Annotated in this window: 24 protein-coding genes; 8 read left to right on the top strand and 16 right to left on the bottom strand. The window is 65.1% G+C overall.

The features are described 5' to 3' along the window. Positions 1-4: 4 nt before the first annotated feature. Complete coding sequence (gene truA, locus AAA989_RS01440; protein ID WP_338240651.1) at positions 5-754, bottom strand: tRNA pseudouridine(38-40) synthase TruA; 750 nt, start codon at positions 752-754, stop codon at positions 5-7. Beyond that, positions 751-1,656: a methionyl-tRNA formyltransferase gene (fmt, locus tag AAA989_RS01435; protein WP_338240650.1), complete on the bottom strand. Its 906-nt coding sequence runs from the start codon at positions 1,654-1,656 to the stop codon at positions 751-753. Before fmt ends, truA begins: the two co-directional genes overlap by 4 nt. Before the next feature lie 44 nt (positions 1,657-1,700). Between fmt and recR the strand changes: the two genes are divergently transcribed. Both recR and AAA989_RS01425 read left to right on the top strand, forming a co-directional pair. Further along, positions 1,701-2,297 carry a recombination mediator RecR gene (recR, locus tag AAA989_RS01430; RefSeq protein ID WP_338240649.1) on the top strand — a complete coding sequence of 199 codons (597 nt, stop codon included), beginning with the start codon at positions 1,701-1,703 and terminating at the stop codon, positions 2,295-2,297. 55 nt (positions 2,298-2,352) lie between these two features. Next, a complete protein-coding gene (locus AAA989_RS01425; protein ID WP_338240648.1) occupies positions 2,353-2,916 on the top strand; it encodes a peptide deformylase in 564 nt (187 codons plus the stop codon). 264 nt (positions 2,917-3,180) lie between these two features. Here the strand turns inward: AAA989_RS01425 and AAA989_RS01420 are convergent, their stop codons facing one another. The 3 genes from AAA989_RS01420 to AAA989_RS01410 all read right to left on the bottom strand — a co-directional run bounded on the left by AAA989_RS01420 (position 3,181) and on the right by AAA989_RS01410 (position 5,391). Then, a complete protein-coding gene (locus AAA989_RS01420) occupies positions 3,181-3,312 on the bottom strand; it encodes an entericidin (RefSeq protein ID WP_338240646.1) in 132 nt (43 codons plus the stop codon). 113 nt (positions 3,313-3,425) lie between these two features. Then, complete coding sequence (locus AAA989_RS01415) at positions 3,426-3,830, bottom strand: four-helix bundle copper-binding protein (protein WP_338240645.1); 405 nt, start codon at positions 3,828-3,830, stop codon at positions 3,426-3,428. Positions 3,831-3,849: 19 nt separating this feature from the next. Beyond that, positions 3,850-5,391, bottom strand: a complete 1,542-nt coding sequence (locus tag AAA989_RS01410) for a catalase (RefSeq protein WP_338240644.1) — start codon at positions 5,389-5,391, stop codon at positions 3,850-3,852. A gap of 119 nt (positions 5,392-5,510) precedes the next feature. Between AAA989_RS01410 and AAA989_RS01405 the strand changes: the two genes are divergently transcribed. Both AAA989_RS01405 and AAA989_RS01400 read left to right on the top strand, forming a co-directional pair. Continuing rightward, the gene (locus tag AAA989_RS01405; RefSeq protein WP_338240643.1) at positions 5,511-5,648 is read left to right on the top strand and encodes a hypothetical protein; all 138 of its coding nucleotides are present in this window, start codon (positions 5,511-5,513) and stop codon (positions 5,646-5,648) included. Positions 5,649-5,654: 6 nt separating this feature from the next. Then, complete coding sequence (locus tag AAA989_RS01400) at positions 5,655-6,737, top strand: cation:proton antiporter domain-containing protein (RefSeq protein ID WP_338242168.1); 1,083 nt, start codon at positions 5,655-5,657, stop codon at positions 6,735-6,737. A 51-nt stretch (positions 6,738-6,788) separates the two neighbouring features. Here AAA989_RS01400 and AAA989_RS01395 read toward each other — a convergent pair whose 3' ends face one another. After that, positions 6,789-8,450, bottom strand: coding sequence for a formate--tetrahydrofolate ligase (locus AAA989_RS01395; protein ID WP_338240641.1), 1,662 nt, complete (start codon positions 8,448-8,450; stop codon positions 6,789-6,791). Positions 8,451-8,667: 217 nt separating this feature from the next. Between AAA989_RS01395 and AAA989_RS01390 the strand changes: the two genes are divergently transcribed. From AAA989_RS01390 to AAA989_RS01380, 3 genes are all read left to right on the top strand, one after another. After that, the gene (locus AAA989_RS01390; RefSeq protein ID WP_338240639.1) at positions 8,668-10,098 is read left to right on the top strand and encodes a DNA recombination protein RmuC; all 1,431 of its coding nucleotides are present in this window, start codon (positions 8,668-8,670) and stop codon (positions 10,096-10,098) included. A 5-nt stretch (positions 10,099-10,103) separates the two neighbouring features. Further along, positions 10,104-10,841, top strand: coding sequence for a hypothetical protein (locus tag AAA989_RS01385; RefSeq protein WP_338240638.1), 738 nt, complete (start codon positions 10,104-10,106; stop codon positions 10,839-10,841). 76 nt (positions 10,842-10,917) lie between these two features. After that, the gene (locus tag AAA989_RS01380; protein ID WP_338240637.1) at positions 10,918-11,940 is read left to right on the top strand and encodes a cupin-like domain-containing protein; all 1,023 of its coding nucleotides are present in this window, start codon (positions 10,918-10,920) and stop codon (positions 11,938-11,940) included. Positions 11,941-11,955: 15 nt separating this feature from the next. On the opposite strand, the gene AAA989_RS01375 is transcribed toward AAA989_RS01380, so the two are convergent. Genes AAA989_RS01375 through AAA989_RS01345 form a run of 7 tightly spaced genes read right to left on the bottom strand, consistent with a single transcriptional unit; the run spans position 11,956 to position 17,227 of the window. Next, complete coding sequence (locus AAA989_RS01375; protein ID WP_338240636.1) at positions 11,956-12,768, bottom strand: TrmH family RNA methyltransferase; 813 nt, start codon at positions 12,766-12,768, stop codon at positions 11,956-11,958. Beyond that, complete coding sequence (locus AAA989_RS01370; RefSeq protein ID WP_338240635.1) at positions 12,768-13,043, bottom strand: HPr family phosphocarrier protein; 276 nt, start codon at positions 13,041-13,043, stop codon at positions 12,768-12,770. Before AAA989_RS01370 ends, AAA989_RS01375 begins: the two co-directional genes overlap by 1 nt. Positions 13,044-13,055: 12 nt before the next feature. Next, positions 13,056-13,460, bottom strand: a complete 405-nt coding sequence (locus AAA989_RS01365; RefSeq protein ID WP_338240634.1) for a PTS sugar transporter subunit IIA — start codon at positions 13,458-13,460, stop codon at positions 13,056-13,058. 55 nt (positions 13,461-13,515) lie between these two features. Further along, positions 13,516-14,433, bottom strand: a complete 918-nt coding sequence (gene rapZ / locus AAA989_RS01360) for an RNase adapter RapZ (protein ID WP_338240633.1) — start codon at positions 14,431-14,433, stop codon at positions 13,516-13,518. Positions 14,434-14,479: 46 nt separating this feature from the next. Next, positions 14,480-14,899 (bottom strand): HPr kinase/phosphorylase, encoded by a 420-nt coding sequence (locus AAA989_RS01355; protein WP_338240632.1) that lies wholly within the window; start codon positions 14,897-14,899, stop codon positions 14,480-14,482. Further along, entirely contained in the window at positions 14,896-16,464 is a 1,569-nt protein-coding gene (locus AAA989_RS01350) for an ATP-binding protein (RefSeq protein WP_338240631.1), read from the bottom strand. The genes AAA989_RS01355 and AAA989_RS01350 overlap by 4 nt, the downstream gene beginning before the upstream one ends. Further along, positions 16,457-17,227: a response regulator transcription factor gene (locus AAA989_RS01345; protein WP_338240630.1), complete on the bottom strand. Its 771-nt coding sequence runs from the start codon at positions 17,225-17,227 to the stop codon at positions 16,457-16,459. Before AAA989_RS01345 ends, AAA989_RS01350 begins: the two co-directional genes overlap by 8 nt. Positions 17,228-17,447: 220 nt before the next feature. Here AAA989_RS01345 and AAA989_RS01340 point away from each other — a divergent pair, with 220 nt between their 5' ends. Then, positions 17,448-19,055: a phosphoenolpyruvate carboxykinase gene (locus AAA989_RS01340; protein ID WP_338240629.1), complete on the top strand. Its 1,608-nt coding sequence runs from the start codon at positions 17,448-17,450 to the stop codon at positions 19,053-19,055. 92 nt (positions 19,056-19,147) lie between these two features. On the opposite strand, the gene AAA989_RS01335 is transcribed toward AAA989_RS01340, so the two are convergent. The 3 genes from AAA989_RS01335 to AAA989_RS01325 all read right to left on the bottom strand — a co-directional run bounded on the left by AAA989_RS01335 (position 19,148) and on the right by AAA989_RS01325 (position 22,399). Further along, entirely contained in the window at positions 19,148-19,306 is a 159-nt protein-coding gene (locus tag AAA989_RS01335; RefSeq protein WP_338240628.1) for a hypothetical protein, read from the bottom strand. Positions 19,307-19,507: 201 nt separating this feature from the next. Continuing rightward, positions 19,508-20,470: a polysaccharide deacetylase family protein gene (locus tag AAA989_RS01330; protein WP_338240627.1), complete on the bottom strand. Its 963-nt coding sequence runs from the start codon at positions 20,468-20,470 to the stop codon at positions 19,508-19,510. Positions 20,471-20,551: 81 nt separating this feature from the next. Further along, a complete protein-coding gene (locus tag AAA989_RS01325) occupies positions 20,552-22,399 on the bottom strand; it encodes a DUF885 domain-containing protein (protein ID WP_338240626.1) in 1,848 nt (615 codons plus the stop codon). Positions 22,400-22,452: the final 53 nt, after the last annotated feature.

Here is a 22,452-nt window from a genome sequence, read left to right as displayed (position 1 = left end):
GCGGCTATTCCTCTTCCGGGTATGTGGCTTTCACGAAGTACAGGCCCTCGGGCGGGGCATTCAGCCCGAGAGCGGAGCGATCCTTCGCTTCCAACGCTTCGGCCACCTGATCTATCCCCCAGGTGCCCTGTCCCACCAGAGCGAGGCAACCCACCATCGACCGCACCTGATGGTGAAGGAAGCTGCGCGCGGCGGCGCGGATGATCACGCCGTCGCCCTCGCGGCTGACGTCGAGGCGGTCTAGCGTCTTCACCGGGCTGGCGGACTGGCAGTGGGCGCTGCGGAACGTGGTGAAGTCGTGGTTGCCCACCAGCGCCTGCGCCGCTTCGTGCATGGCCCCCGCGTCCAGCGGGCGCGCGACGTGCCAGGCATATCCCTTCTCCAGCGTCAGCGGTGCGCGGCGGTTGCGGATGCGGTATTCGTAGGCCCGGCCCACGCAGGAAAAGCGAGCGTGCCAGTCCTCCGGCTTAACCTCGCAGGCGACGATCGCCACCGGATCGGGCCGCAGCTTCGCGTTGAGCGCTTCCATCAGGCGGAACGGCTCGAACGGTTTCTCGATATCGAGATGGCTGCGCATGGCGAGCGCGTGCACGCCGCTGTCGGTGCGCCCGGCGCTGTGCATCGTGACCCGCTCTCCGGTCACGGCGTGGGCTGCATCCTCGATGGCTTGCTGCACGCTGGGGCCATTGTCCTGCCGCTGCAGGCCGAAGAAGGGGCCGCCGTCGAATTCGATGGTGAGGGCGAAGCGGGTCAAGCGACGCTGGCTCCTGCCGCCACCTTGTTGCCACGCAGGAAATCGCCCAGCGGCATCGCCGGCTTACCCGCGCGTTGCAGCGTTACCGGACGGATGGCCCCGTATCCGCAGGCAATGGCAAGTTGATCGTCCAGCACGGTGCCGGGTTCTCCTGCACCCTCGGCAATTTCGGCGCGCAGCAGCTTGATCCGCTCGCCATCCAGTTCGAACCAGCTGCCGGGAAAGGGAGAGAATGCGCGGATCTCGCGCTCGAGCACCTCGGCGGGCTTGGTGAAATCCAGCTTCGCTTCCGCCTTGTCGATCTTGGGGGCATAGGTGGACTGCGTGTCGTCCTGCGATTGGGCCACCAGCGTGTCGAACCTCTCCAGAGCCTCCACCATCAGGGCCGCGCCGAGGGCGGCGAGTTCGTCGTGGAGTTCGCCGGTCGTCTTGCGGTCGATGGGCGTCGCGGCCATCAGCAGCATCGGCCCCGTATCAAGCCCGCGCTCCATCTCCATGATGGTGATGCCCGTCATCTCGTCCCCGGCCTGCACCGCCCGGTGTATCGGCGCGGCACCGCGCCAGCGCGGCAGCAGCGAACCGTGCACGTTGAGACAGCCGTGCCTGGGCGCATCCAGCACCGCCTGCGGCAGCAGGAGTCCATAGGCGGCGACCACCGCCACGTCTGCATCCAGCGCGGCGAAATCGTCCTGCTCCTCCGCGCCCTTCAGGCTGACAGGATGGCGAACCTCGATCCCCAGTTCCTCGGCACGCGCATGGACGGGGGAGGGGCGCTCCTTCTTCCCGCGGCCCGAACGGCTGGGAGGCTGGCTGTAGACCGCCGGCACATCGTGCCCGGCCTCGACCAGCGCATTCAGCGTCGGCACGGCGAAATCGGGCGTTCCCATGAAAATCACGCGCATTGCCAGCCTTCCTATTCGTTGCGCGCGGCCCTATCTGCCGGAGCATGGCATCGCAAGAGATCGAGAACCTCGCCGCCGCCCTGGCGCGCCTTCCGGGCCTTGGCCCACGCTCGGCGCGGCGCGCGGTGCTGTGGCTTGTGAAGCACCGCGAAACGGCGCTGGAGCAGGTGCTGGACGCACTGGGGACGGTGAAAGACAAACTGGTCGAATGCGATATCTGCGGCAACGTGGATACGCAGAACCCCTGCACTATCTGCGCCGATCCCAAGCGCGATCCGAAGTCGATCTGCGTCGTGGAGGACGTGGCCGACCTCTGGGCGCTGGACCGGGCGCGCCTGTTCACGGGCACGTTCCACGTGCTTGGCGGGCGACTCTCCGCGCTGGACGGCATCCGGCCGGAGGATCTCGCCATCGACAGCCTGCTGGGCCGCGTGGAGAAGGGCGGGGTGGACGAGGTCGTGCTGGCCATGAACGCCACGCTGGAGGGGCAGACCACCGCACACTACATCGCCGAGCGGCTGGAGGATCACGCGGTTCGCATCACCCAGCTCGCCCACGGTCTGCCGGTGGGCGGCGAACTCGACTACCTGGACGAGGGCACCCTGGCACAGGCGCTGCGGGCGCGGCGGCCGCTGGGCTGACGCCAGGCGCAAGGCGGCAATTGAAGGTTAAGGCGGTTCGCCCTATATTCCCGGCATGGCTATTCGTGAAATCCTGGAAGCGCCGGATCCCCGGCTCAAGACCGTGTCCAAGCCCGTCGAGACGTTCGACGACGATCTGAAGACTCTGGTCGATGACATGTTCGAGACGATGTACGCGGCGCACGGCATCGGCCTTGCCGCCATTCAGGTGGGCGAGCCCATTCGCCTGCTGGTTATCGACCTGCAGGAAGAAGACCCGGACGCAGAGCCGGTGGAGTGCGACCACGACGGCACGAACCACACGCATCAGCCGGTGATCAACGACCCGCGCGTGTTCGTGAACCCGGAAATCCTCGATCCCTCGGACGACACCAAGAGCTACCAGGAAGGCTGCCTTTCGGTGCCCGACATCTTCGCGGACGTGGAGCGCCCGGCAAAGTGCCGCGTGCGCTGGCAGGACCTCGACGGCAACACCCACGAGCAGGACATGGACGGCATGTTGGCCGTGTGCATCCAGCACGAGATGGACCACCTGAACGGCATCCTGTTCATCGACCACCTCTCGCGCCTAAAGCGCAGCATGGCGCTGAAGAAGCTGCAGAAGGCCCGCGCAGCCTGAGGCAGGGCCACATCAGCTGGCGGCAAGCGGCAATCAGCGGCCTGATCTTCGCTGTCCTTGCTTGCGGATGGACCTATTTTCGCAAGTCTCCGACCTTTGACGAACTGGCAATTCGCTTTGCCTTTTCATTCGTTGCATTCACGGGGGGCTATCGGTTTCTGATGAACCGCCTGGCCAGGCGCGACGCGCGGAGGAATTGAAAGGTCGAGGCGTCGCCTGTGCCTGGCGCGCCATGAAAAAGGGCGCCAGCGAGGGCGCCCTTCGTCAGTTGATCGCTTCCTCTCCGGCGTTGGCCACGGACTCGAGATCCGCGCCGACACCGCGAACGGTGTTGCAGCCCGAGATCGCAAGCGCGCTGCCGAGCAGCAGGCCCATGAGAGCGGTTCGAATACGCATCTTGTTTCCCATCCAGATAGCAGGTGCAACGAACAGGCCGCACCCGGAGGCCGATATAGGCAAATTGCCTAGGCCCGTCTATCTGAACGGGATTGGAACCAGCCGGCCGGCAATTAGGCGGCGGCGGCCTCAACCATGCCCTGCAGCGCCTTGGTGCAGTCTTCCATGCATTCGCGGCACATCTTCTCGCAGCGCTTGCAGTGAGCGTTGTCGTGCTTCGCGCATTCTTCCGCGCAGACCTTGCAGGCGATGATGCAGGCTTCCAGCAGCGACTTGATCACCACCGTATTGCCGTGCGTGCGGCGCGCGGCAACGCGGCTGAGCGCCTGGCAGATATCCGAGCAATCCGAGCACTTGCGGATGCACTCCGACATGTCGCCGCTTTCGGCGTTGCAGGCATCCGCGCAGCTGTTGCAGATGGCGGCGCAGTACATCGCGTGGCGAATGGCCTCGCCAAGTTCATCGTTGTAGTCGGCACCTACGCTGGGGTGCTCCTTGATCATTTCCTTGATCGACATGGTTTCTCTCCTTGGTGTGCTATTCAGCGGGTTCCGGCTCGGCGATCGCTTCGGCAGATGCCATGCCCGGCTTTTCTGACTTGCCGCCGATCATGTCGCGGGTAGCCTTCTCGATCCGGTCGCCGATCGACTTGTCCACGTTGCGCCAGTATTCGAAAGCGCGTTTCAGTACGGGTTCGCTGACATCCTTGGCCAGGTGACCCGATACGTTGGAAACGAAGCGCTCGCGCTCCTCGTCGTCGAAGACCTTCGTCACCAGCAGGCGCGGCTGGGTCCAGTCATCGTCGCATTCACGCAGAGTGTAGGCCTCTCGCACCATCTGGCCGTCGGCTTGCCAATGGCCTGCCTCGCCAGCCAGCTGCGGGTCTGCGGAGGGGCCGCCATAGGAATTGGGGGCGTAGACCGGGTCCTCCGATTTCTCGACCCGCATCGATCCACCCTGCGAATAGGAATGTACGGGGCACTGCGGCTTGTTGACCGGGATTTGCTTGTAATTGACGCCCAGGCGGGCGCGGTGCGCATCGGCGTACGAGAAGCCGCGCGCCAGCAGCATCTTGTCGGGCGACAGGCCGATGCCGGGCACCATGTTGTTCACCTCGAAGGCGAGCTGCTCGATCTCGGTGTGCCAGTCGGTGGGGTTTTGGTCGAGCACGAGCTTGCCGACCTCGATCAGCGGATAGTCCTCGTGCGGCCAGGTCTTGGTCAGGTCGAACGGGTTCCACTTGTAGGTCTTCGCGTCCTCGTAGGGCATGACCTGCCATTTCAGCGTCCAGCTGGGATAATTGCCGTCGCGGATGGCCTTGAAAAGGTCCTCGCGGTGGTAATCGGGGTCGGTGCCCGCCTTCTCCACCGCTTCGTCCTGCGTGAAGTGGGCGTTGCCGTCGCCGAGGTCGGTATGGAAGTGGAATTTCACCCAGAACTTCTCGCCTTCTTCGTTGACGAGCATATAGGTGTGGCTGGAATAGCCGTTCATCTCGCGCCACGTCTTCGGCACGCCGCGATCGCCCATCATGTAGGCGACCTGGTGCGCGCTTTCGGGCGACAGGGTCCAGAAATCCCACATCATGTCGTGATCGCGCAGGCCATTGTCGGCGCGGCGCTTCTGCGAGTTGATGAAGTGCTGGAACTTCATCGGATCGCGCACGAAGAAGATCGGCGTATTGTTGCCGACCATGTCGAAATTGCCTTCCTCGGTGTAGAACTTGACCGCGAAGCCGCGCGGGTCGCGCCAGGTATCGGGGCTGCCGCGTTCGCCCGCCACGGTGGAGAAGCGCATGCCGACATCGGTCTTCGCACCCTTCCGGAACAGCTTGGCGCGGGTGTATTTCTCCACGTCGCCGGTCGTCTCGAAATGGCCGAAAGCGCCCGATCCCTTGGCATGCGGGCGCCGTTCGGGAATGTTGATGCGGTTGAACACCGCCATCTGTTCGAGCAGATAGTGATCGTGCAGGACGATGGGGCCGTCGTTGCCGACGGTCAGCGAATGTTCGTCGCTGGGGGCGGGGATACCGGCATCGGTGGTCGTGGGGGGAACCTGATTGCCGAGCTTGTTCTTGGCCATTGGGGGGCGCGCCTTTTGCTGGAGTTTCACTGGCATTACGGATGCTTGGATCATCGGGTTCCCCGAAAGAGCGGGGACGTGCCTTGGCTAGGGTGAGTGGCTTGAGCTAGAGCGGCGGGATGGAGGCGCTCGATATCCCGCTTGCCGTGGCTGCCGGTACGGTCCTGGCGCTCACGCTGGTAAGTGGCTGGATCAAGTCGCACTTGTGGGCATCCGAAGCGCTGGTCTGCCTGCTGGTGGGCATGGTGCTCGGCTAGCACGGGATCGGGCTGCTGCACGTCGACCCGGTCGCCAACGAGGGCCATCTCGCCTTCGTCGAGCAGTTCACCCGGCTTACCCTTGCGCTATCGGTGATGAGCGCGGCACTTTCGCTTCCCACCGGCTATGTAACGGACAACTGGCGCAGCCTCGCGCTGATCCTGGTGCCCGGCACCGCGCTGATGTGGTTTGCCTCGGCGGGGATCGCCATGGTCTGGCTTGGCCTTCCGTTCATGCTTGCGCTGCTTGCCGGAGCCGTCGTCACGCCCACCGACCCGGTGCTGGCGCGCAGCATCATATCGGGCCGGCTTGCGGAAAGCTGCGTGCCCAAGCGCACGCGCAACATCATCACCGCGGAAAGCGGCATCAACGATGGCCTTGCCTTGCCGCTGGTGCTGTTCCCCCTGCTGCTGATGGACGAAACGAGGGACGCCTTCAGCGGTTCGTTCGGCTTCCTCGCGTGGGAAGTGATCGGGGCGCTGACGCTGGGCTGGTTGCTGGGCAAGGCGACCGGGTGGGTCTTCAAGGCAGGCCGCAAGCACGGCTTCGCGGAAACCAAGTCGCTCACGGCGACCACTTTCGCTCTGGCGATACTGGCGCTGGCGGGCGTATCGCTGCTGGGCGCGGACGGCATCCTGTCGGTCTTCGTCGCCGGCCTGGTGCTCAACCGCGCGATGAAGGAGGAAAGGCAGGAAAGCCACGAGCATTTCCAGGACGCGGTCGACCGCTCGCTTACCCTGCCGGTGTTCATCCTGCTGGGCCTGATCGCGCCTGTCGCCGGCTGGATGGACATGGGCTGGCCGCTGCTGGCAGCGGCGCTGTCGATCGTGGCGCTCCGCCGCCTGCCGCTGTTCCTGCTGCTGCAAGCCGTCGGCAGGCCCTATGCGGATTACCGGGAGGCGGCCTTTGCCGGCTGGTTCGGTCCCATTGGTGTCGCCGCCTTGTTCTATGCCGCCTTCGCCGCGAGGCACGGTGCCAGCGAGCTGTTGTGGCCCCTGATCAGCCTGACGGTCGTGCTGTCGGTGGTCGCCTACGGCATAACCGGTACGCCGCTGACGAAGTTATACGGAAGGCAGCGCTCCAAATAGAAAGGGCCGCCCATGCAGGCGGCCCCTTGCTGTTCGGATGACGAGGCGGTTCTAGAACAGACCCTCGATCTGGCCGTTCTCGTCGAGATGGATCGCCTCGGCGCTCGGCACCTTGGGCAGGCCCGGCATGGTCATGATGTCGCCCGCGATGGCGACCACGAAGCCCGCGCCCGCGGACAGGCGCACTTCGCGAATGTTCACCTCGTGGCCCTCGGGCGCGCCCAGCTTGGTGGGATCGGTGGAGAACGAGTACTGCGTCTTGGCCATGCAGATGGGGAAGTGGCCGTAGCCCATCTCTTCCCACTGCTTGAGCTGCTTCTCGATCGCCGGGGTGAGGTGGACGTTGTCTGCCCGGTAGATTTCCGTGCCGATGGTGCGGATCTTGTCGGCCAGCGAGACATTCGCCGGATAGAGCTGGTCGAAATCGGGCGCGCCCGCATCGGCCTTCTCGGCGACGATCCTCGCCAGGTCCTCCGCGCCGGCGCCACCCTCGGCCCAGTGCTTGCAGATCACGGCGTCGGCACCGAATTCCTTGGCCATTTCCTGGATGACCGCGATCTCCTCGTCGGTGTCCATGTAGAAGTGGTTGATGGCGATGGTCGGCGTGATGCCGAACTTCTTCACGTTCTCGATGTGTCGGCGCAGGTTGACCGAACCGGCGCGCACGGCATCGGGATTGGCTTCGCCCAGATCCTTCTTGCCGACGCCGCCATTCATCTTGAGGGCGCGCACGGTGGCCACGAGCACGACGGCATCGGGCTTCAGATCAGCCATGCGGCACTTGATGTCCATGAACTTTTCCGCACCGAGGTCGGCGCCGAAGCCGGCCTCGGTCACGACGTAGTCGGCCATCCGCAGCGCGGTCTTGGTGGCGATCACGGAGTTGCAGCCGTGCGCGATGTTGGCGAAGGGGCCGCCGTGCAGGAAGGCCGGGTTGTTCTCCAGCGTCTGCACCAGGTTGGGCAGGATGGCATCCTTCAGCAGCACGGTCATCGCCGGGTCCGCCTTCACGTCGCGGCAGAATACCGGCGTCTTGTCGCGGCGATAGCCGATGATGATGTCGCCAAGGCGCTTCTGCAGGTCCTCGAGGTCGGTGGCGAGGCACAGGATGGCCATGATCTCGCTGGCCACGGTAATGTCGAACCCGGTCTCGCGCGGGAAGCCGTTGGTGACGCCGCCCAGCGGGCCGACGATCTGGCGCAGCGCGCGGTCGTTCATGTCGAGCACGCGGCGCCAGGTGACGCGGCGTAGGTCGATCTCCAGCGAGTTGCCCCAGTAGATGTGGTTGTCGATCATCGCCGAGAGCAGGTTGTGCGCGCTGGTGATGGCGTGGAAGTCGCCGGTGAAGTGCAGGTTGATCTCGTCCATCGGCATGACCTGGCTCTTGCCGCCGCCGGCGCCGCCACCCTTCACTCCAAAGCAGGGGCCAAGGCTCGGTTCGCGCAGGCACAGCATGGTCTTCTTGCCGATGCGGTGCAGCGCGTCGCTGAGGCCCACGGAGGTGGTGGTCTTGCCTTCGCCCGCCGGGGTGGGGTTGATGGCGGTGACCAGGATCAGCTTGCCATTGTCGGCCTGCGGCAGTTGCTGGGTATCGACCTTGGCCTTGTACTTGCCGTAGGGGATCAGCGCCTCGTCCGGCACGCCGGCCTTCGCGGCTACTTCGGCGATGGGCTTCAGCGTCGCCTGGCGGGCAATTTCGATATCTGTCGGCATGACGGGCATCCTCTCTCTGGTGCGTGGCGTTGCGTTTATTTCACGATGGCGAAAATTTCGCAAATCTGAATTTGTAAGCTGCGCATACGATTTTTCGGGTCGAGTCCACAAGGGCTTTTTGCGCTCGGCCGGGGATGGAGCGGCCCGCGCGCTTGCGGGTGGCGGAGGGTGCGGCTAGGTTCGCGTTTCGTTCCACTTGTATGTCCGAAGGCTGAATATGGATCCGATCGTCGTTGCGCTTATCGTGCTTGCCCTGGTGATGGGAGGGCTGGGCTACTGGATCGGTCAGCGCCCCGTTGCCGAATGGCGAGAGCGCCACGCCGCGCGCGATGCGGAGGCGAAGGACCTGGACGAGCGATTCCGCAAGGCCGTGGTCGAACTGGAGAACGCCACCGTCCGCGCGGATCGCGCCGACGGGCTGGAAACCCAGCTGAACACCGTGCGGGAAGAGCGCGATACGGCGCGCAACCGGCTCGCCACGCTGGAGGCTAACGAGGCCAATTTCGAGAAGCAGCTTACGCTCATGAAGGAAGCGCGCGAGGAACTGCTCAACCAGTTCCGCAATGCGGGGAACGAGGTGCTCTCGAAGGCGCAGGAGAAATTCATCGCCGATGCCGCCGAACGCTTCGGCAGTGCGGAAAGGGCCAACAAGGAAGCCGTGGCCAACCTGCTGAAGCCGGTGAATGACCGGCTGGAGAAGTACGAGCAGCATGTCGGATCGCTGGAGGCGCAGCGCAACGATGCATTCTCCCGCCTGAACCAGCAGATCGAGGCGATGCGGCTGGGACAGGAGGAAGTGCGGCGCGAGGCGCAGCGGCTGGGCAACTCCCTCACCAACGCTCCCAAGGCGCGCGGTCGCTGGGGAGAGCGGGCCTTGCAGAACCTGCTGGAGCAATGCGGCCTTGCCGAGCACACCGATTTTCATCTCGAACAGTCGATGGATACCGAAGAAGGGCGGCTGCGCCCCGATGCCATCGTCAACGTGCCCGGCCAGAAGAAGCTGGTGATCGATTCCAAGGTCTCGCTCAACGCCTACCAGGCCGCTTTCGAGGCCGACGACGAGGACGAGCGGCAGCGCCACCTCGCCCTCCATGCCAAGTCCATGCGCAACCACGTGCAGACGCTGGGCGCGAAAAGCTACCAGAGCCAGTTCGAGGATGCGCCGGACTATGTCGTGATGTTCGTGCCCGGCGAACACTTCGTCGCCGCCGCGCTTGAGGCCGATCCGGAGTTGTGGGACTTTGCCTTCGAGAAGCGCGTGCTGCTGGCGACGCCCACCAACCTCGTCGCCATCGCGCGCACGGTCGCGCAGGTATGGCGGCAGGATGCCCTGGCGAAGGAAGCGCAGGAAATCGGCCGGATGGGCGCCGAGTTGTACGACCGGCTGCGGGTCGCGTCCGAACACCTGAAGCGCATGGGCGGCGGGCTGGAAACCGCGGTGAACAACTACAACAAGTTCGTCGGCAGTTTCGAACGCAACGTGCTGTCCTCCGGCCGGCGCCTGGCGGAGAAGGGCATCGAGATCGGCAAGAAGGAGATCGAGGATCTCGAGCCGATCGAGAAAATTCCGTCCTACGGATTAAACGATCTTGCGGAACCTTCCGAAGCGTTGCTTATTGGCACGGAGGAGAGCGAGGAGGCTTCGTAGCGACAATGAGGATACCGCGCGCCGCTGGCGTTTCGATGATGCTGCTTGCGATGCTGGCGGCATGCGACCGCAGCAATCCTCCGTCCGAACGGCTGGAACGCGCCGCCGGCGAAATCGTGGCGGAAGTCGAACGTACGCCCAAACCCGAAGAGCAGGCCGAAGGGCCCTGGGCGCCGCGCAACGAGTGCGACGACCTGCCCGGTGGCGTGGATTTCCTCGCCAACCTGCAGGCCGCCATCGACACCCGCGATGCCGATGCACTCGTGGCCCTGGTAGCGGACGACGTGAAGCTGGACTTTGGCGGCGGATCGGGCGCGCAGCAGTTGCGCGAACGGCTGGCCGCCAACGACGGCGAGCACTGGGACACGCTGGCCGAGCTCCTGGAACTGGGTTGCGCCTCGCGCGACGAGACCAGCATGACCATCCCCTGGTACTTCGCGCAGGAAGTGCCCGTCGATCCCTACATGGGCGCCATCGTGACGGGCGAGGATGTGCCGCTCTACAACGCGCCTGCGCGCGACGCCGAAGTGCGGACCACGCTTTCGTGGGACGCGGTCGAGCAGCTTCCCGACGACAGGCCGCACGAGGGCTTCGAGCGGGTGGGCTGGCTCGATCCGGAGACAGACGAACGCGTGGAAGGCTACGTCGCAGCGGACATGCTGCGCTCCATGATCGACTACCGCCTGATCGCCAACCGCCGCAACGACCGCTGGCGGATCACCGCCCTGATCGCAGGCGATTGATCCGGAGCGCGGGGAAAGTCTCCGCGCCTTGGCCGCAGCCGCTTGTTTCGCAAGCGACTTGGGTTACCATCGGGCGATGCCCGAAATCGCCGAATACGACCAGCCTGATGCCGCCACCTTCAGTGCGACGATCTACCCAAAGGCCGAACCGGCAATCCTGCGCGGCGTGGGAGCCTTGCTGGAGCCAGTCCGGCTGGCGAAACGATCCACCCGGGAGTTCGGCGACTATCTGAAGCAGGCCATCGGCGACAGGCAGATCGATGTCCTTGCGGCGAAACCGGATGCCGGTTCGACCTTCTTCTTCGAGGACAGCGTGACCGCCTTCAATTTCGAACGCGGCCAGATGCCCTTCACCTCGTTCGTCGATCAGATCCTCGATGCCTCCGGCGAAGGGCGCATGCTCTATCTGGAATCGACCAAGATTGCCGACCTCAGTCCCGCGCTGGCCCAGAGCATGCATCTTCCCATTGTCCCGCCCACCGTCGCGCCGCGCATCTGGATGGGCAACAGAACGGGCACGCAGACCCATTTCGACATCAAGCAGAACATCGCCTATGTCGTGAGCGGGAAAAGGCGGTTCACCCTGTTCCCGCCCAGCCAGACTCCCAATCTCTACATGGCACCGTTCGAAAGTTCTCCATCGGGAGCGCCGATTTCCATGGTGCGCCTGGACGATCCCGACTTCGAAACCTTTCCCCGCTTCCGGGAGGCCCTGGCCAGTTCGATGACGGCGGATCTCGAACCCGGCGATGCCCTGTTCATACCCTACATGTGGTGGCACCACGTCGCGGCGCGGGGCGAACTCAACGTGCTGGTGAACTACTGGTGGAACGAGCACGACGCGCTGGGGTCGCCGCTCGATGCCATGCTCCATTCGATACTGGCAGTGCGCGACCTGCCGCCGCCCATGCGCGCCGCGTGGCAGACCATGTTCGAGACCTACGTCTTCAAGTCCCATGGCGAGCCCATGGAGCATATCGAGCCTTCGAAACGGGGAGGGCTGGGCCCGCTCGACCCGAGAATGCGGGTGCAACTCTGGCAATCGCTGGGTTCGGGGCTTTCCAAGACGATGGAGCGCGTTTTCAAGCAGCGCTTCTAGGCAGGCGAGCCTGCGCTAGCTCTCCAGTCGCGCCAGCACCTCGTATCCCAGCACCGCCGCTGCGACCGCGGCGTTCAGGCTGTCGGCCCGGCCACGCATGGGCATCGTCACGCGCAGGTCGCAGGCCATTTCGTATTCTTCGGGCAGGCCCTGGGACTCGTTGCCCACCATCACGAAGCACGGCGCGGCATAGGGCGCGCCGCGATAGGGCACGGCCTCGCGCAAGGAGGCGGCGACCAGCTGGCCTTCTGCACCGCGCAGCCAGGGGAGGAACTCGTCCCACGAAGCGCGCGCGACATCCTGCGTGAAGATCGCGCCCATGCTGGCGCGCACCGCCTCCACGCTGAAGGGATCGGCGCAGTCGTCGATTAGGATCAGGCCGCCTGCGCCAATCGCGTCGCCCGTGCGCAGCATGGTTCCGAGGTTGCCCGGATCGCGCAGCGCCTGCGCCACCAGCCAGACGCTGGCCTTCGAGCGATCGAGCGATGCCAGCGAGGTATCGAATTCGGCAAACACGCCCGCCACGCTCTGCGGGTTGTCCTTGCCGGTGATCTTGGAAAGGATGTCGGGCGAGGTCACGATGATCTCCCCGCCACCGGCTGAAACGGCATCCTCCAGTTCCGCGATCAGGGGATGCGGATCGCGCCCGGCGGCCATCACCAGCATCTGGGGGATGTGCCCGGATTCGCGCGCGTCGGTCAGCAGGCGCAGCCCCTCTGCCAGGAACACGCCTTCGCGCTTGCGGTGCTTCTTCTCGCGCAGGGAGCGCAGGTACTTGACGGTGGGATTGGAAAAGCCGGTGATCTCGCGCCGGTTGGGGAAGGGCATCAATCTTCGCCGAACTTGCCTTCGACCAGCGCTACCAGCTCCGCCAGTTTCGCATCGGCATCGTCCCCGGCCACGCGCACCTTCACGGTATCACCCATGGCCGCGCCCAGCATCATCAGGCCCAGGATGGAGCCGCCGGCGGCTTCCTGCCCGTCCTTCTCGACGAAGACGTGGTGGCCGTCCATCTCGCTCACGGCGGCGACGAACTTCGCGCTGGCGCGGGCGTGCAGTCCGCGCTTGTTCGGAATCACCACCTCCTGGCTGGCCTCGCTCAACGCCCGGTCTCCTCAGGCGTCCTGTCCGAGAAATTCGGAGGCGAGCGTGATGTAGTTGCGCCCGGCTTCCCGCGCGGCGTAGGCCGCCTTGCCCAGCGGCAGTTCCTTGCGCGCGCCTGCCAGGCGTATCAGCATCGGCAGGTTGATCCCGGCGAGCACTTCCGTGCGGCCCGACTCCAGCAGCGAAATCGCGAGATTGGAGGGAGTGCCGCCGAACAGGTCGGTCAGCAGGATGGCGCCGGAGCCGGTATCGACCTTCTCGATCGCCTGCGCGATCTCCTTGCGCCGAATTTCCATGTCGTCATTCGGGCCGATGCAGATGGTGGCGATGGCATCCTGCTTGCCAACCACATGCTCCATCGCGGAAACGAACTCCTCGGCCAATTTGCCGTGGGTGACGAGAATCAGTCCGATCATTTGGCGGCGATGCTCTTTGCGCTTTCAAAATGCAAAGGGGTAGCGGCGAAAAAGGTCACGGGTTCTGTGTTCCCTCTACCAGGTCTTCCGCCCGCGATCCCAGGTTGCGGTGAAGAACGGTGGGCGAAAAGCCGCCTTCGCGCAAGGCCTGCGCCATCTTCTCCGCAGTGTAAACGGAGCGGTGTCTCCCTCCGGTACAACCGAAAGCAATGTTGACGTAGGCCTTGCCCTGCTCGGCGTAGCGGGGAAGCAATTCCAGCAGCAGGGCGCGAATCTTCTCGAAACTGGAGGCGAAAACGGCGCTGCGTTCAATGAACTCGCCCACGCTCTGGTCCATCCCCGTCAGTTCGCGAAGCCCCCGTTCCCAGTGCGGGTTGTCGAGATAGCGCATGTCGAACACGAGATCGGCCGTGGGCGGCTTGCCGCGCGCGAAGCCGAAGCTGGAAACGGTCACCGTCATCTGCTGCGGGGCGGTTTGCTGGAACTGGTCGCGAATGGTCTGCTTCAGGTCGTTGACCGAGAAATCGCTGGTATCGATCAGCACGTCCGCCCAGCGTCGCAGGGGAGCAAGCAGTTCGCGCTCCGCCGAGATGCCGGAGGCCGCGGGCAGGTCTCCCGCGAGGAAGTGGCGGCGGCGCGTCTCGTTGAACCGGCGTTCGAGCTCCTGCCCGTTGCAATCGAGGAACAGGGTGGTGATCGACAGGCCGTCATCCTCCACCCAGCGCTTGACCTTCTCGATGATGTCGGCGGGCACGAAGTCGCGCGTGCGGCAATCGAAACCGATGGCCAGCGAATGGTCGACGGGATCGGCATCGACGAGGCGATCGAGCAGGCGGATGGGGAAATTGTCGATCGATTCCCAGCCAAGATCCTCCAGTTCGCGCAGGGCCGTGGTCTTGCCGGCGCCCAGCATGCCGGTCACCAGCATGATGTTCTGACCGCGAGACGAGAGCGGGGAAGATGATGGTTCCATAGCGGCGGGATGTGCGCGTTTGTCGATCAAATGTGAAGAGTGGACTTCAGTCCAGACCGTGCATATCCAGGGCCGCTTCCGCACGCAGCGCGAGACATGGGGTGCCGGGATAGAGGTCGACCTGCGGCACCTGGCGGCCCAGCAGATCGACCGTGGCATGGCCCGCGGGCAGGCGTTCGGCATCCGGCGAAAGTCTGAGAACGATGGCGACGGGTGCCTGCGTGGTGGGCATCTCCACCAGGCCGACATTGCGCACCTCGATCAGGCCCTGTGTATTGGGCGGGGGCATGGCGACGATGTCATCGCCCGCCCTTTCCAGCGTCACGCCGTCGTCCCCGATGAGCTGCGCCCCCCTGTCGATCAGCGCCAGCGCCAGGCTCGACTTGCCGCTGCCCGGCGGTCCGGCGATCAGCACGGCCTTCCCGCGCAGGGCCACGCAGGTGACGTTGGCCAGCGTCTCGGTCATGCCGCGGGCAGCTCCAGCGTCAGGCAGGCACCGCCCAGCGATGGGGACGATTCCGCCACCGTCAGGCTGCCGCCGTGCGCCTCGGCAATCGTGCGGCCGATGGCGAGGCCCAGGCCCGAATGGTTGCCGTATTCCTCCTCTTCGGGACGATGCGAATGGAACCGGCGGAAGACCTTCTCGCGCTCGGCCTCGGGGATGCCCGGCCCCTGGTCGCAGACCGTTGCCGTCACGTGATCGAGACTGCCTGACACGGTCACCACGATGCGGCCGCCTTCGGGCGAGAACGACACTGCGTTGTCGATCAGGTTTTCCGCGATGCGCTCCAGCCTGACGGGCACGCCCATCACCACGTCGCGCTGCGTCTCCATCTCGATGACGATGGTGCAGCCGCGGTTCTCGTTGCGCTCGATCTTGCGGGCGACGACGTTGGCGAACAGCTGGCCCAGCTCAACCGGCTCGAAGGTCGCGCGGCTCAGCTCTGCGTCGATGCGGCTGGCCTCGGATATTTCGGAAACGAGGCGGTCGATGCGGCGCACGTCATGGGCGGCAATATCCACCAGCTGCGCGCGCAGTTCGGGATCCTGCACCTTGGGCAGGGATTCGGTCGCGCTGCGCAGGGATGCGAGCGGGTTCTTGATTTCGTGCGCGACATCGGCGGCGAAAGCTTCCACCGCGTCGATCCTGTGGCGAAGCGTGGCGGTCATGTCGGAAACGGCGCGCGCCAGCAAACCGATCTCGTCGGCACGTTCGTCCATGCGCGGCACTTCCACCTCGCGCTCGCGCCCCAGCCGCACGCGCGAGGTGGCGCGCACCAGTCGCCGCAGCGGCTCGATGATGGTGTTCGCCAGGTAGAGCGACAGGATCGTGGAAACGGCGAGCGCCAGCAGGATGATGGTCATCAGGCTGCTGCGCGCATTGCGCACCGCCTGGGTGATGTCTGCGGCGTTGCGGGTGGTGAGCAGGCTGGCACCGTTGATGCCCACCGGTGCGGCGGCGTTGATCACAGGGGTGCCGTCGGGCGCGCGGCGCAGTTCGATCTGCGACAGACCTCGCTGCCGCACCAGGGCGAGTTCCGGCCAGGCGTCGGCGACCGTTTCGGCGGGCTCCGTATAGGGCGGGGGCGAGGGCGCGCCGACGACTACGTTCACCGCGTGGTCGGTCCACCTTGCAAGGTCCTCCACGAAGGGCTCTGCAACCGGATCGTCGAAGACAAAGGTGGGCTGGTCGAGTTCGAAGCTGTCGGCGACCAGCGCGCCGCTGCTGTCGTAGAGCCGCAGCCGCATGCGTTGTTCGCGGCCGATCTGGCCGATCAGCGCTTCCTGCCGCTCGCGTGTGGCGCCGGCCAGGGCTTCTGCCGTGATCTGCGCCTCGATGCGGGCGAGCTTGAAACGTTCGTCGAGCAACTGGCGGCGATAGGAATCGAGGAAGAACAGGCTGCCCGCCAGCACCAGCAGCGGGATCAGGTTCACGGCCAGGATGCGCGCCGTCAGCGAGCGGCCGACGGGGAAAGCCAGCCTCTCCAGCCGGCTTGCCCGCAGGCCGCTATCACCGTCGCTGTCAGCCATCGGAGAAGCTATAGCCGGCGCCGTAGAGCGTTTCGATGGCACCGAATTCGGGATCAACGGCGCGGAACTTGCGGCGCAGACGCTTGATGTGCGAATCGACCGTGCGATCGTCCACGAACACGTCGTCGGGATAGGCCGCATCCATCAGCTGGTTGCGGCTCTTGATCACGCCGGGTCGCACAGCCAGCGCCTCCAGGATCAGGAATTCGGTCACGGTCAGACTCACGGGCTCGCCGTCCCAGGTGACCTGGTGGCGTGCCGGGTCCATCGCCAGGCGCCCGCGCTCGATCACCTCGCTGTGCGCGGAAGGCATCGGGGCGGCGCCCTCGCTCGGTTCGGGCAGCGGCGCGGCGCGGCGCAGGATGGCGCGGATGCGGGCCAGCAGCAGGCGCTGGCTGAATGGCTTCGCGATGTAGTCGTCGGCGCCCATGGCAAGGCCCGCTTCCTCGTCCTCCTCCTGATCCTTGCTGGTCAGGAAGATCACGGGAAGGTCGGACGATTCGCGCAGTTTCTGCAGCAATTCCATCCCGTCCAGGCGCGGCATCTTGATGTCGAACACCGCGAGATCAGGCGGATTTTGTTGCAGAGCGGTCAGCGCCGCCTCGCCATCGGAATAGACGCGCGTGGCGTATCCTTCCGCCTGCAGGGCGATGGAAAGCGTGGTCAGGATATTGCGATCGTCATCCACCAGCGCGATGGTGCGCTGGCCTTCGGCCGCGGAATTCTGCGCCTCGTGGCTGGTCTGGTCCGATACCTGGTTCATGCTGCTCCTAGCCCGACAAGGGCGTAATGCCTTGCAATCAACGTGACAACCGGCCTGCGGGGTGAGCCTGCGAACAAGATTGTTCGCCGACGGCGTTTTCGGACAAAATCAAAGACAAGCGTGTCAAATTGACGCGCGATGAATACGTGCTTATGCGGGCGCGACAACACGCGTGTATTTGAATGCACCGTCGACATCTTGACCGTTTTGAGGAGCTAACGTGTCATACAAGCTTTCGAAGTCGCTGCCCGACCAGGGCATTGCGACCGCCGCAACTATTTTCCCGAACCTCGGAACGGCCGCTCTGGTCGAACACGCGATCGCCAATGGCGAGGGCCATCTGGCCGCGCACGGCCCGCTGGTGGTGAAGACGGGCAAGCACACCGGCCGCAGCGCCAAGGACAAGTTCATCGTCCGCGACGCGGAAACGGAAAACACCGTGTGGTGGGACAATAACGCCTCCATCACGCCCGACCAGTTCGCGGCACTGAAGGAAGATTTCCTGGCAGCCGTGAAGGGCAAGGACACGCTCTACGTGGCCGACCTGTTCGGCGGCTCGCAGCCGGAATACCGCGTGAAGGTGCGCGTGATCAACGAACTGGCCTGGCACAACCTGTTCATCCGCACGATGCTGTGCCGCCCGACCGAGGCGGAGCTTGAAGGCTTCGATCCTGAATACACCATCATCGACCTGCCGAGCTTCCAGGCCGATCCGGAACGCCACGGCACGCGCACCGGAACCGTGGTGGCCGTGAACCTTTCGGAAAAGCTGATCCTGCTCGGCGGCACGAAATATGCCGGCGAGATGAAGAAGAGCGTGTTCGGCGTGCTCAACTACCTGCTGCCGCCCAAGGGCGTCATGCCCATGCACTGCAGCGCCAACGTGGGGCCGGACGGAAAGACGGCGGTGTTCTTCGGCCTTTCGGGCACCGGCAAGACGACGCTGTCTGCCGATGCCAGCCGCACGCTGATCGGCGACGACGAGCACGGCTGGTCGGACACCGCGGTCTTCAATTTCGAAGGCGGCTGCTATGCCAAGATGATCCGCCTGTCCGAAGAGGCCGAGCCGGAAATCTATGCCACCACCCGCATGTTCGGCACCGTGCTCGAAAACGTGGTGATGGACGAGAAGACCCGCGAGCTCGATTTCGACGACAACTCGCTGGCCGAGAATTCGCGCGGAGCCTATCCGATCGACTTCATCCCCAACACCAGCGAGGAAAACCTCGGCCCGGTGCCCAGCAACGTCGTGATGCTGACTGCCGATGCCTTCGGCGTGCTGCCTCCGATTGCGCGGCTGACCCCGGACCAGGCGATGTATCACTTCCTGTCGGGCTACACCGCCAAGGTCGCCGGCACCGAAATCGGCGTGACCGAGCCGGAAGCCACCTTCTCGACCTGCTTCGGCGCGCCCTTCATGCCGCGCCACCCCAGCGTCTACGGCAACCTGCTGAAAGAGCGGATCGCCAAGGGCGGGGTGCAGTGCTGGCTGCTCAACACCGGCTGGACCGGCGGCAAGTACGGCGTCGGCAACCGCATGCCGATCAAGGCCACCCGCGCGCTGCTGAACGCCGCGCTGGATGGCAAGCTGGACGACGTGGAATACCGCAAGGATCCGAACTTCGGTTTCGACGTGCCCGTCAGCGTGCCCGTCCTCGAAGAAGCCGGGATCGACCAGACCATCCTGGATCCGCGTTCCACTTGGGATGACAAGGACGAGTACGATCGCACCGCGCACAAGCTGGTCGATCTGTTCGTGAACAATTTCCAGCCCTTCGCCGCGCACGTGGACGAGGGCGTTCGCCAGGCTGCTCCGCAAGTCGCCTGACGTACCGATTACACGGTTGGAGAGGAGGACCCCGCACGGCCCATGGCCGGAGCGGGGTCTTTAACGTGTGGCGAAGATGCGCGTCCGGCCCGTCAGGGCGCCATCAGCGAATAGACACTGCCGAACAGGCCAAGGCCGAACAGCATGGCCGCGCCGCCCTTCGATGAGACGCGCTGCCAGCGGATCTTCGATTCCGGTACGAGCAAAAGCAACATCAGCCCCGTCGCTCCTACCACCAAGTAGGTCATCATGGCGGAAACCTCCCTTGATTGGACGGCCTAGAAGAGCGCTCATCTGGTTAATGTCTGCTTGCGAAACAGGGTTAAGACGGCGTCAACCACCTTGGCGGCTCAATCCATGGACAAGTTTCTTGCCGTTCGATCGCAGCCGAAGACAGTGCATCCCTGTTCTGGCCCGGTATCGGCGCGGGCGATCGGGCTGGTGTGCCGCCGCTAGCCGTAGAGCGCGTTGGCGATCGCCTGTTCCATCAACCGGCTGCCATTCAGCAGGGGCGCGGCGGGCATCACCGGCGCAGTCTCGCGCGCCGGGCGAGGTGCCTGCTGCGCATAGGTGGCGGTGGTGACACCCTTCATCTTCGCGACCATGGCGCAGACCTTTTCGAACCGGCGCGTCACGATCCGGTTGATCCGCGTGCGTTTTCGGCAAAGCAGCTCGAAGCTATGCGAAACCAGCGTGAACTGCTGGTTGCCGCTGCCGCGCGCGTGGCGCAGGGCGGCAACGATCTCGCGATAGGAGAGCGCGGTCAGCTGGGCATGGCGAAGCCCGCCGAAAGCATCCTCGATACAGCCGATGGGCACTTCCACCACTCCGTGCATCTCCAGCGGTGCGCGGTCATTCTCGGTCAGGGCGATTGCGCAGCTGCCGTCCATCAGGCCGGGCGGATGGCTGGTATCGTGCGTCAGCCCCAGGGTGGCGAGCGCGCGCAGCGTATCGTCGTTGGCGCCGTAATTGCCCGCGCGGAAAGCCACCGGACGCGGAGCCCCCGCGTCCATCAGGACCTGCGCCGCGTAATCGAGCAACCGGCATTGCTCCTCGAAGGAATAGTCCTTGAGGTTGGGCCCTCTGCCAGGCCCCACCGGGTTCGCGTTTCCTGCGATGGCCAGCCATTCGGTGTGGAGATGCAACTGCACGTCGTGACCGCGCCGGACGATCGGTTCCACCACGTCGGCGACAGCGCCCGTTCCCCAGATCAGCGCGGGCATGGGATCGACGAAGAAGACCGCCTTCAGGCCGTGCCGGTCGAACACGTCCATCTGGTGGAAGATGCCGACATCGCCATCGGACGTGGCGCCGCGGATGGCGCGGTCGAAATTGGCGGCACGCGTGTCGGCCCCGTGCCTCGCGGTGAAGCCGGATTCGTACTCGGTATCGATGGTCACGTAGAGTGAAACCATCCGTACTGCCTGCCTCCCGCAAACCATTGCGCCCGCCGCGCGAAGCGGCCGGCCTGATCACGGGATGGTAGCAGGCGCGGGTTAAGCGCCGGTTTGCGCGATGTAGCGTCCGACGTTTCCGGCCAGCACGTCCAGCGGCGCATTGCCGCCGTTCACCACCGCCTGGTTGAAGCCGCGCAGGTCGTAGGCACCGCCCAGCGTCTCCATCGCGCGCTGGCGCTGGCGCAGGATTTCCAGCTTGCCGACCATGTAGCCGCAGGCCTGGCCGGGCCAGCTGCAATAGCGGTCGATCTCGTTCGTCGTCTCCGCCAGGCCCTTGCCCACGTTGAGGCTGAAGAAATCGATGGCGCGCTGCCGATCCCAGTCCATCGCGTGCATGCCGGTATCGACCACCAGCCGGACCGCGCGATAGGCCTGGTCTTGCAGGTAGCCGAGGCGCCAGGCGGGATTGTCGTCGTAGGCGCCAAGCTCGTCTCCCAGCTGTTCGGCATAAAGCGCCCAGCCTTCGGAAAAGGCGTTGAAGGCCAGGATGGCGCGGATGAGCGGCAGCTGGTTGGAATATTCGCCCTCCCACACGTGGCCGGGAATGGCCTCGTGGTGGGTAAGGGTGGGCAGGTCGTACTTCCGGTGCAGGTCGGTGTCGCGCAGGTTGATCCAGAACGTGCCGGGGCGCGATCCGTCGACAGAGGGCGCTCCGCCATAGGCGGTGGGCGCGCCGGTTTCCTCGTTGGGCGGAATGCGCTTCACGTCGATGGCCGGGTCCACCACCCGCTCGAACGCGCGCGGCATCTGCGCCCGGATCCAGTCGATCCGCTCCTCGATGAAGGCAAGGATCTCCGCGCGCCCGGCATCGCCCTCGGCGAACTGGAAGCGCTCGTCCTCCGCCAGCTGCAGCATGCGCTGGCCGGGATTGCCCTCGGTATAGCCGAGGCTGCGCAGGATCGGGTCCATCCGGCCGTGGATGTCGGCCAGCGTATCCTGGCCAAGCTGGTGAATCTCGGCGGGTGAAAGGTTCGTCGTCGTGCTCGACTTGAGCGACCATTCGTACCACTCGCGGCCGTGGGGCCTTGCCGAGATGCCCGGTGCGCCCGTCGCCAGGGGCATCTGCGTGCGGATTTCCGCAAGTTGCCGCTCCAGCGCGGGTGCGATCCGGCCGGTAACGATAGCCTGCGCGCGCTCCTGCCAGTTGCCGGGGATATTCTGCTCGCGCGTGCGCCGGACCAGCGATTCCACCAGCGCGCCGCCGCTCATGGCATCGGTCACCTGGGCCGCCAGCTGCTCGTTGGTGCGCTCCAGCAGGAAGTCGGGGGGAATGACGCCCATCGCCCGCTCGGCCTGCATCCGCTCCAGCTCGCCTGCGAGGACGCCGGGCATCTCCTCCAGCCGCGAGATGTAGGCCTCCGCATCGGCCTGATCGCGGACGGGATGATCGGAATCGAGGAAGCGCGGCAGGTCGATGTACGCGCCAACGTTCTGGATCACCGGGTAGGGCGCGGTACGCCAGCTGCCCACCGGAATATCGCCATAGGGCAGTGCGAACCCTTCGATCGCGGTGGCATAGGCGCTCTCGACGACTTCGAAACTGGTGCGGGTCGCGGGGTCGAGACCGTCCTTCGGGAAACTGCGCACGCGCGCGAGATCGGCGCGCAAAGTCGCCGCGTAGGCGTCCTGTCCTTCCGGCGAGGCATCGGCCAGCTGACTGCGCAGGGCGGCGTGTACGCCGGTGTCCACGCCCAGCGATGTGGCGCGGGTGGGTTCGTGCCGCAGCAGGTTCCAGGCCACGTCGTCCAGCAGTTCCTGCGCCGCCGCCTGACCGCTTCCGCTGGCCGGCGTGGTGACGCAGCCGGGAAGGACCGTCAGCGCGGTGGATGCGCCCAGCGCTCCAAGAAAAGAGCGGCGGGAGAAGGGGGTATCGATGATCTTGTGCATGGCCCGACTGGTTGCCGATGCAACCGCCTGCGTCAAGACAGATGCGGCGAAGC

Source organism: Aurantiacibacter hainanensis (genome assembly GCF_036321025.1).
GTDB classification, from domain to species: Bacteria; Pseudomonadota; Alphaproteobacteria; order Sphingomonadales; family Sphingomonadaceae; genus Alteraurantiacibacter; species Alteraurantiacibacter hainanensis.
The sequence above is the reverse complement of the archived record's forward strand: the minus strand, read 5'-3'. Positions and strand labels throughout refer to the sequence as shown.

Excerpts from the sequence above, each read along its gene's own strand:
- AAA989_RS01335 (WP_338240628.1), bottom strand. The coding sequence starts at position 19,306 with ATGATGACCTACTTGGTGGTAGGAGCGACGGGGCTGATGTTGCTTTTG.
- AAA989_RS01330 (WP_338240627.1), bottom strand. The coding sequence starts at position 20,470 with ATGGTTTCACTCTACGTGACCATCGATACCGAGTACGAATCCGGCTTC.
- AAA989_RS01395 (WP_338240641.1), bottom strand. The coding sequence starts at position 8,450 with ATGCCGACAGATATCGAAATTGCCCGCCAGGCGACGCTGAAGCCCATC.
- AAA989_RS01325 (WP_338240626.1), bottom strand. The coding sequence starts at position 22,399 with ATGCACAAGATCATCGATACCCCCTTCTCCCGCCGCTCTTTTCTTGGA.
- AAA989_RS01350 (WP_338240631.1), bottom strand. The coding sequence starts at position 16,464 with ATGGCTGACAGCGACGGTGATAGCGGCCTGCGGGCAAGCCGGCTGGAG.
- AAA989_RS01345 (WP_338240630.1), bottom strand. The coding sequence starts at position 17,227 with ATGAACCAGGTATCGGACCAGACCAGCCACGAGGCGCAGAATTCCGCG.
- AAA989_RS01385 (WP_338240638.1), top strand. The coding sequence starts at position 10,104 with ATGAGGATACCGCGCGCCGCTGGCGTTTCGATGATGCTGCTTGCGATG.
- AAA989_RS01405 (WP_338240643.1), top strand. The coding sequence starts at position 5,511 with ATGGAGGCGCTCGATATCCCGCTTGCCGTGGCTGCCGGTACGGTCCTG.
- recR (WP_338240649.1), top strand. The coding sequence starts at position 1,701 with ATGGCATCGCAAGAGATCGAGAACCTCGCCGCCGCCCTGGCGCGCCTT.
- AAA989_RS01425 (WP_338240648.1), top strand. The coding sequence starts at position 2,353 with ATGGCTATTCGTGAAATCCTGGAAGCGCCGGATCCCCGGCTCAAGACC.
- AAA989_RS01355 (WP_338240632.1), bottom strand. The coding sequence starts at position 14,899 with ATGACCGAGACGCTGGCCAACGTCACCTGCGTGGCCCTGCGCGGGAAG.
- AAA989_RS01380 (WP_338240637.1), top strand. The coding sequence starts at position 10,918 with ATGCCCGAAATCGCCGAATACGACCAGCCTGATGCCGCCACCTTCAGT.
- AAA989_RS01365 (WP_338240634.1), bottom strand. The coding sequence starts at position 13,460 with ATGATCGGACTGATTCTCGTCACCCACGGCAAATTGGCCGAGGAGTTC.
- rapZ (WP_338240633.1), bottom strand. The coding sequence starts at position 14,433 with ATGGAACCATCATCTTCCCCGCTCTCGTCTCGCGGTCAGAACATCATG.
- AAA989_RS01375 (WP_338240636.1), bottom strand. The coding sequence starts at position 12,768 with ATGCCCTTCCCCAACCGGCGCGAGATCACCGGCTTTTCCAATCCCACC.
- AAA989_RS01390 (WP_338240639.1), top strand. The coding sequence starts at position 8,668 with ATGGATCCGATCGTCGTTGCGCTTATCGTGCTTGCCCTGGTGATGGGA.
- AAA989_RS01420 (WP_338240646.1), bottom strand. The coding sequence starts at position 3,312 with ATGCGTATTCGAACCGCTCTCATGGGCCTGCTGCTCGGCAGCGCGCTT.
- AAA989_RS01410 (WP_338240644.1), bottom strand. The coding sequence starts at position 5,391 with ATGGCCAAGAACAAGCTCGGCAATCAGGTTCCCCCCACGACCACCGAT.
- fmt (WP_338240650.1), bottom strand. The coding sequence starts at position 1,656 with ATGCGCGTGATTTTCATGGGAACGCCCGATTTCGCCGTGCCGACGCTG.
- AAA989_RS01415 (WP_338240645.1), bottom strand. The coding sequence starts at position 3,830 with ATGTCGATCAAGGAAATGATCAAGGAGCACCCCAGCGTAGGTGCCGAC.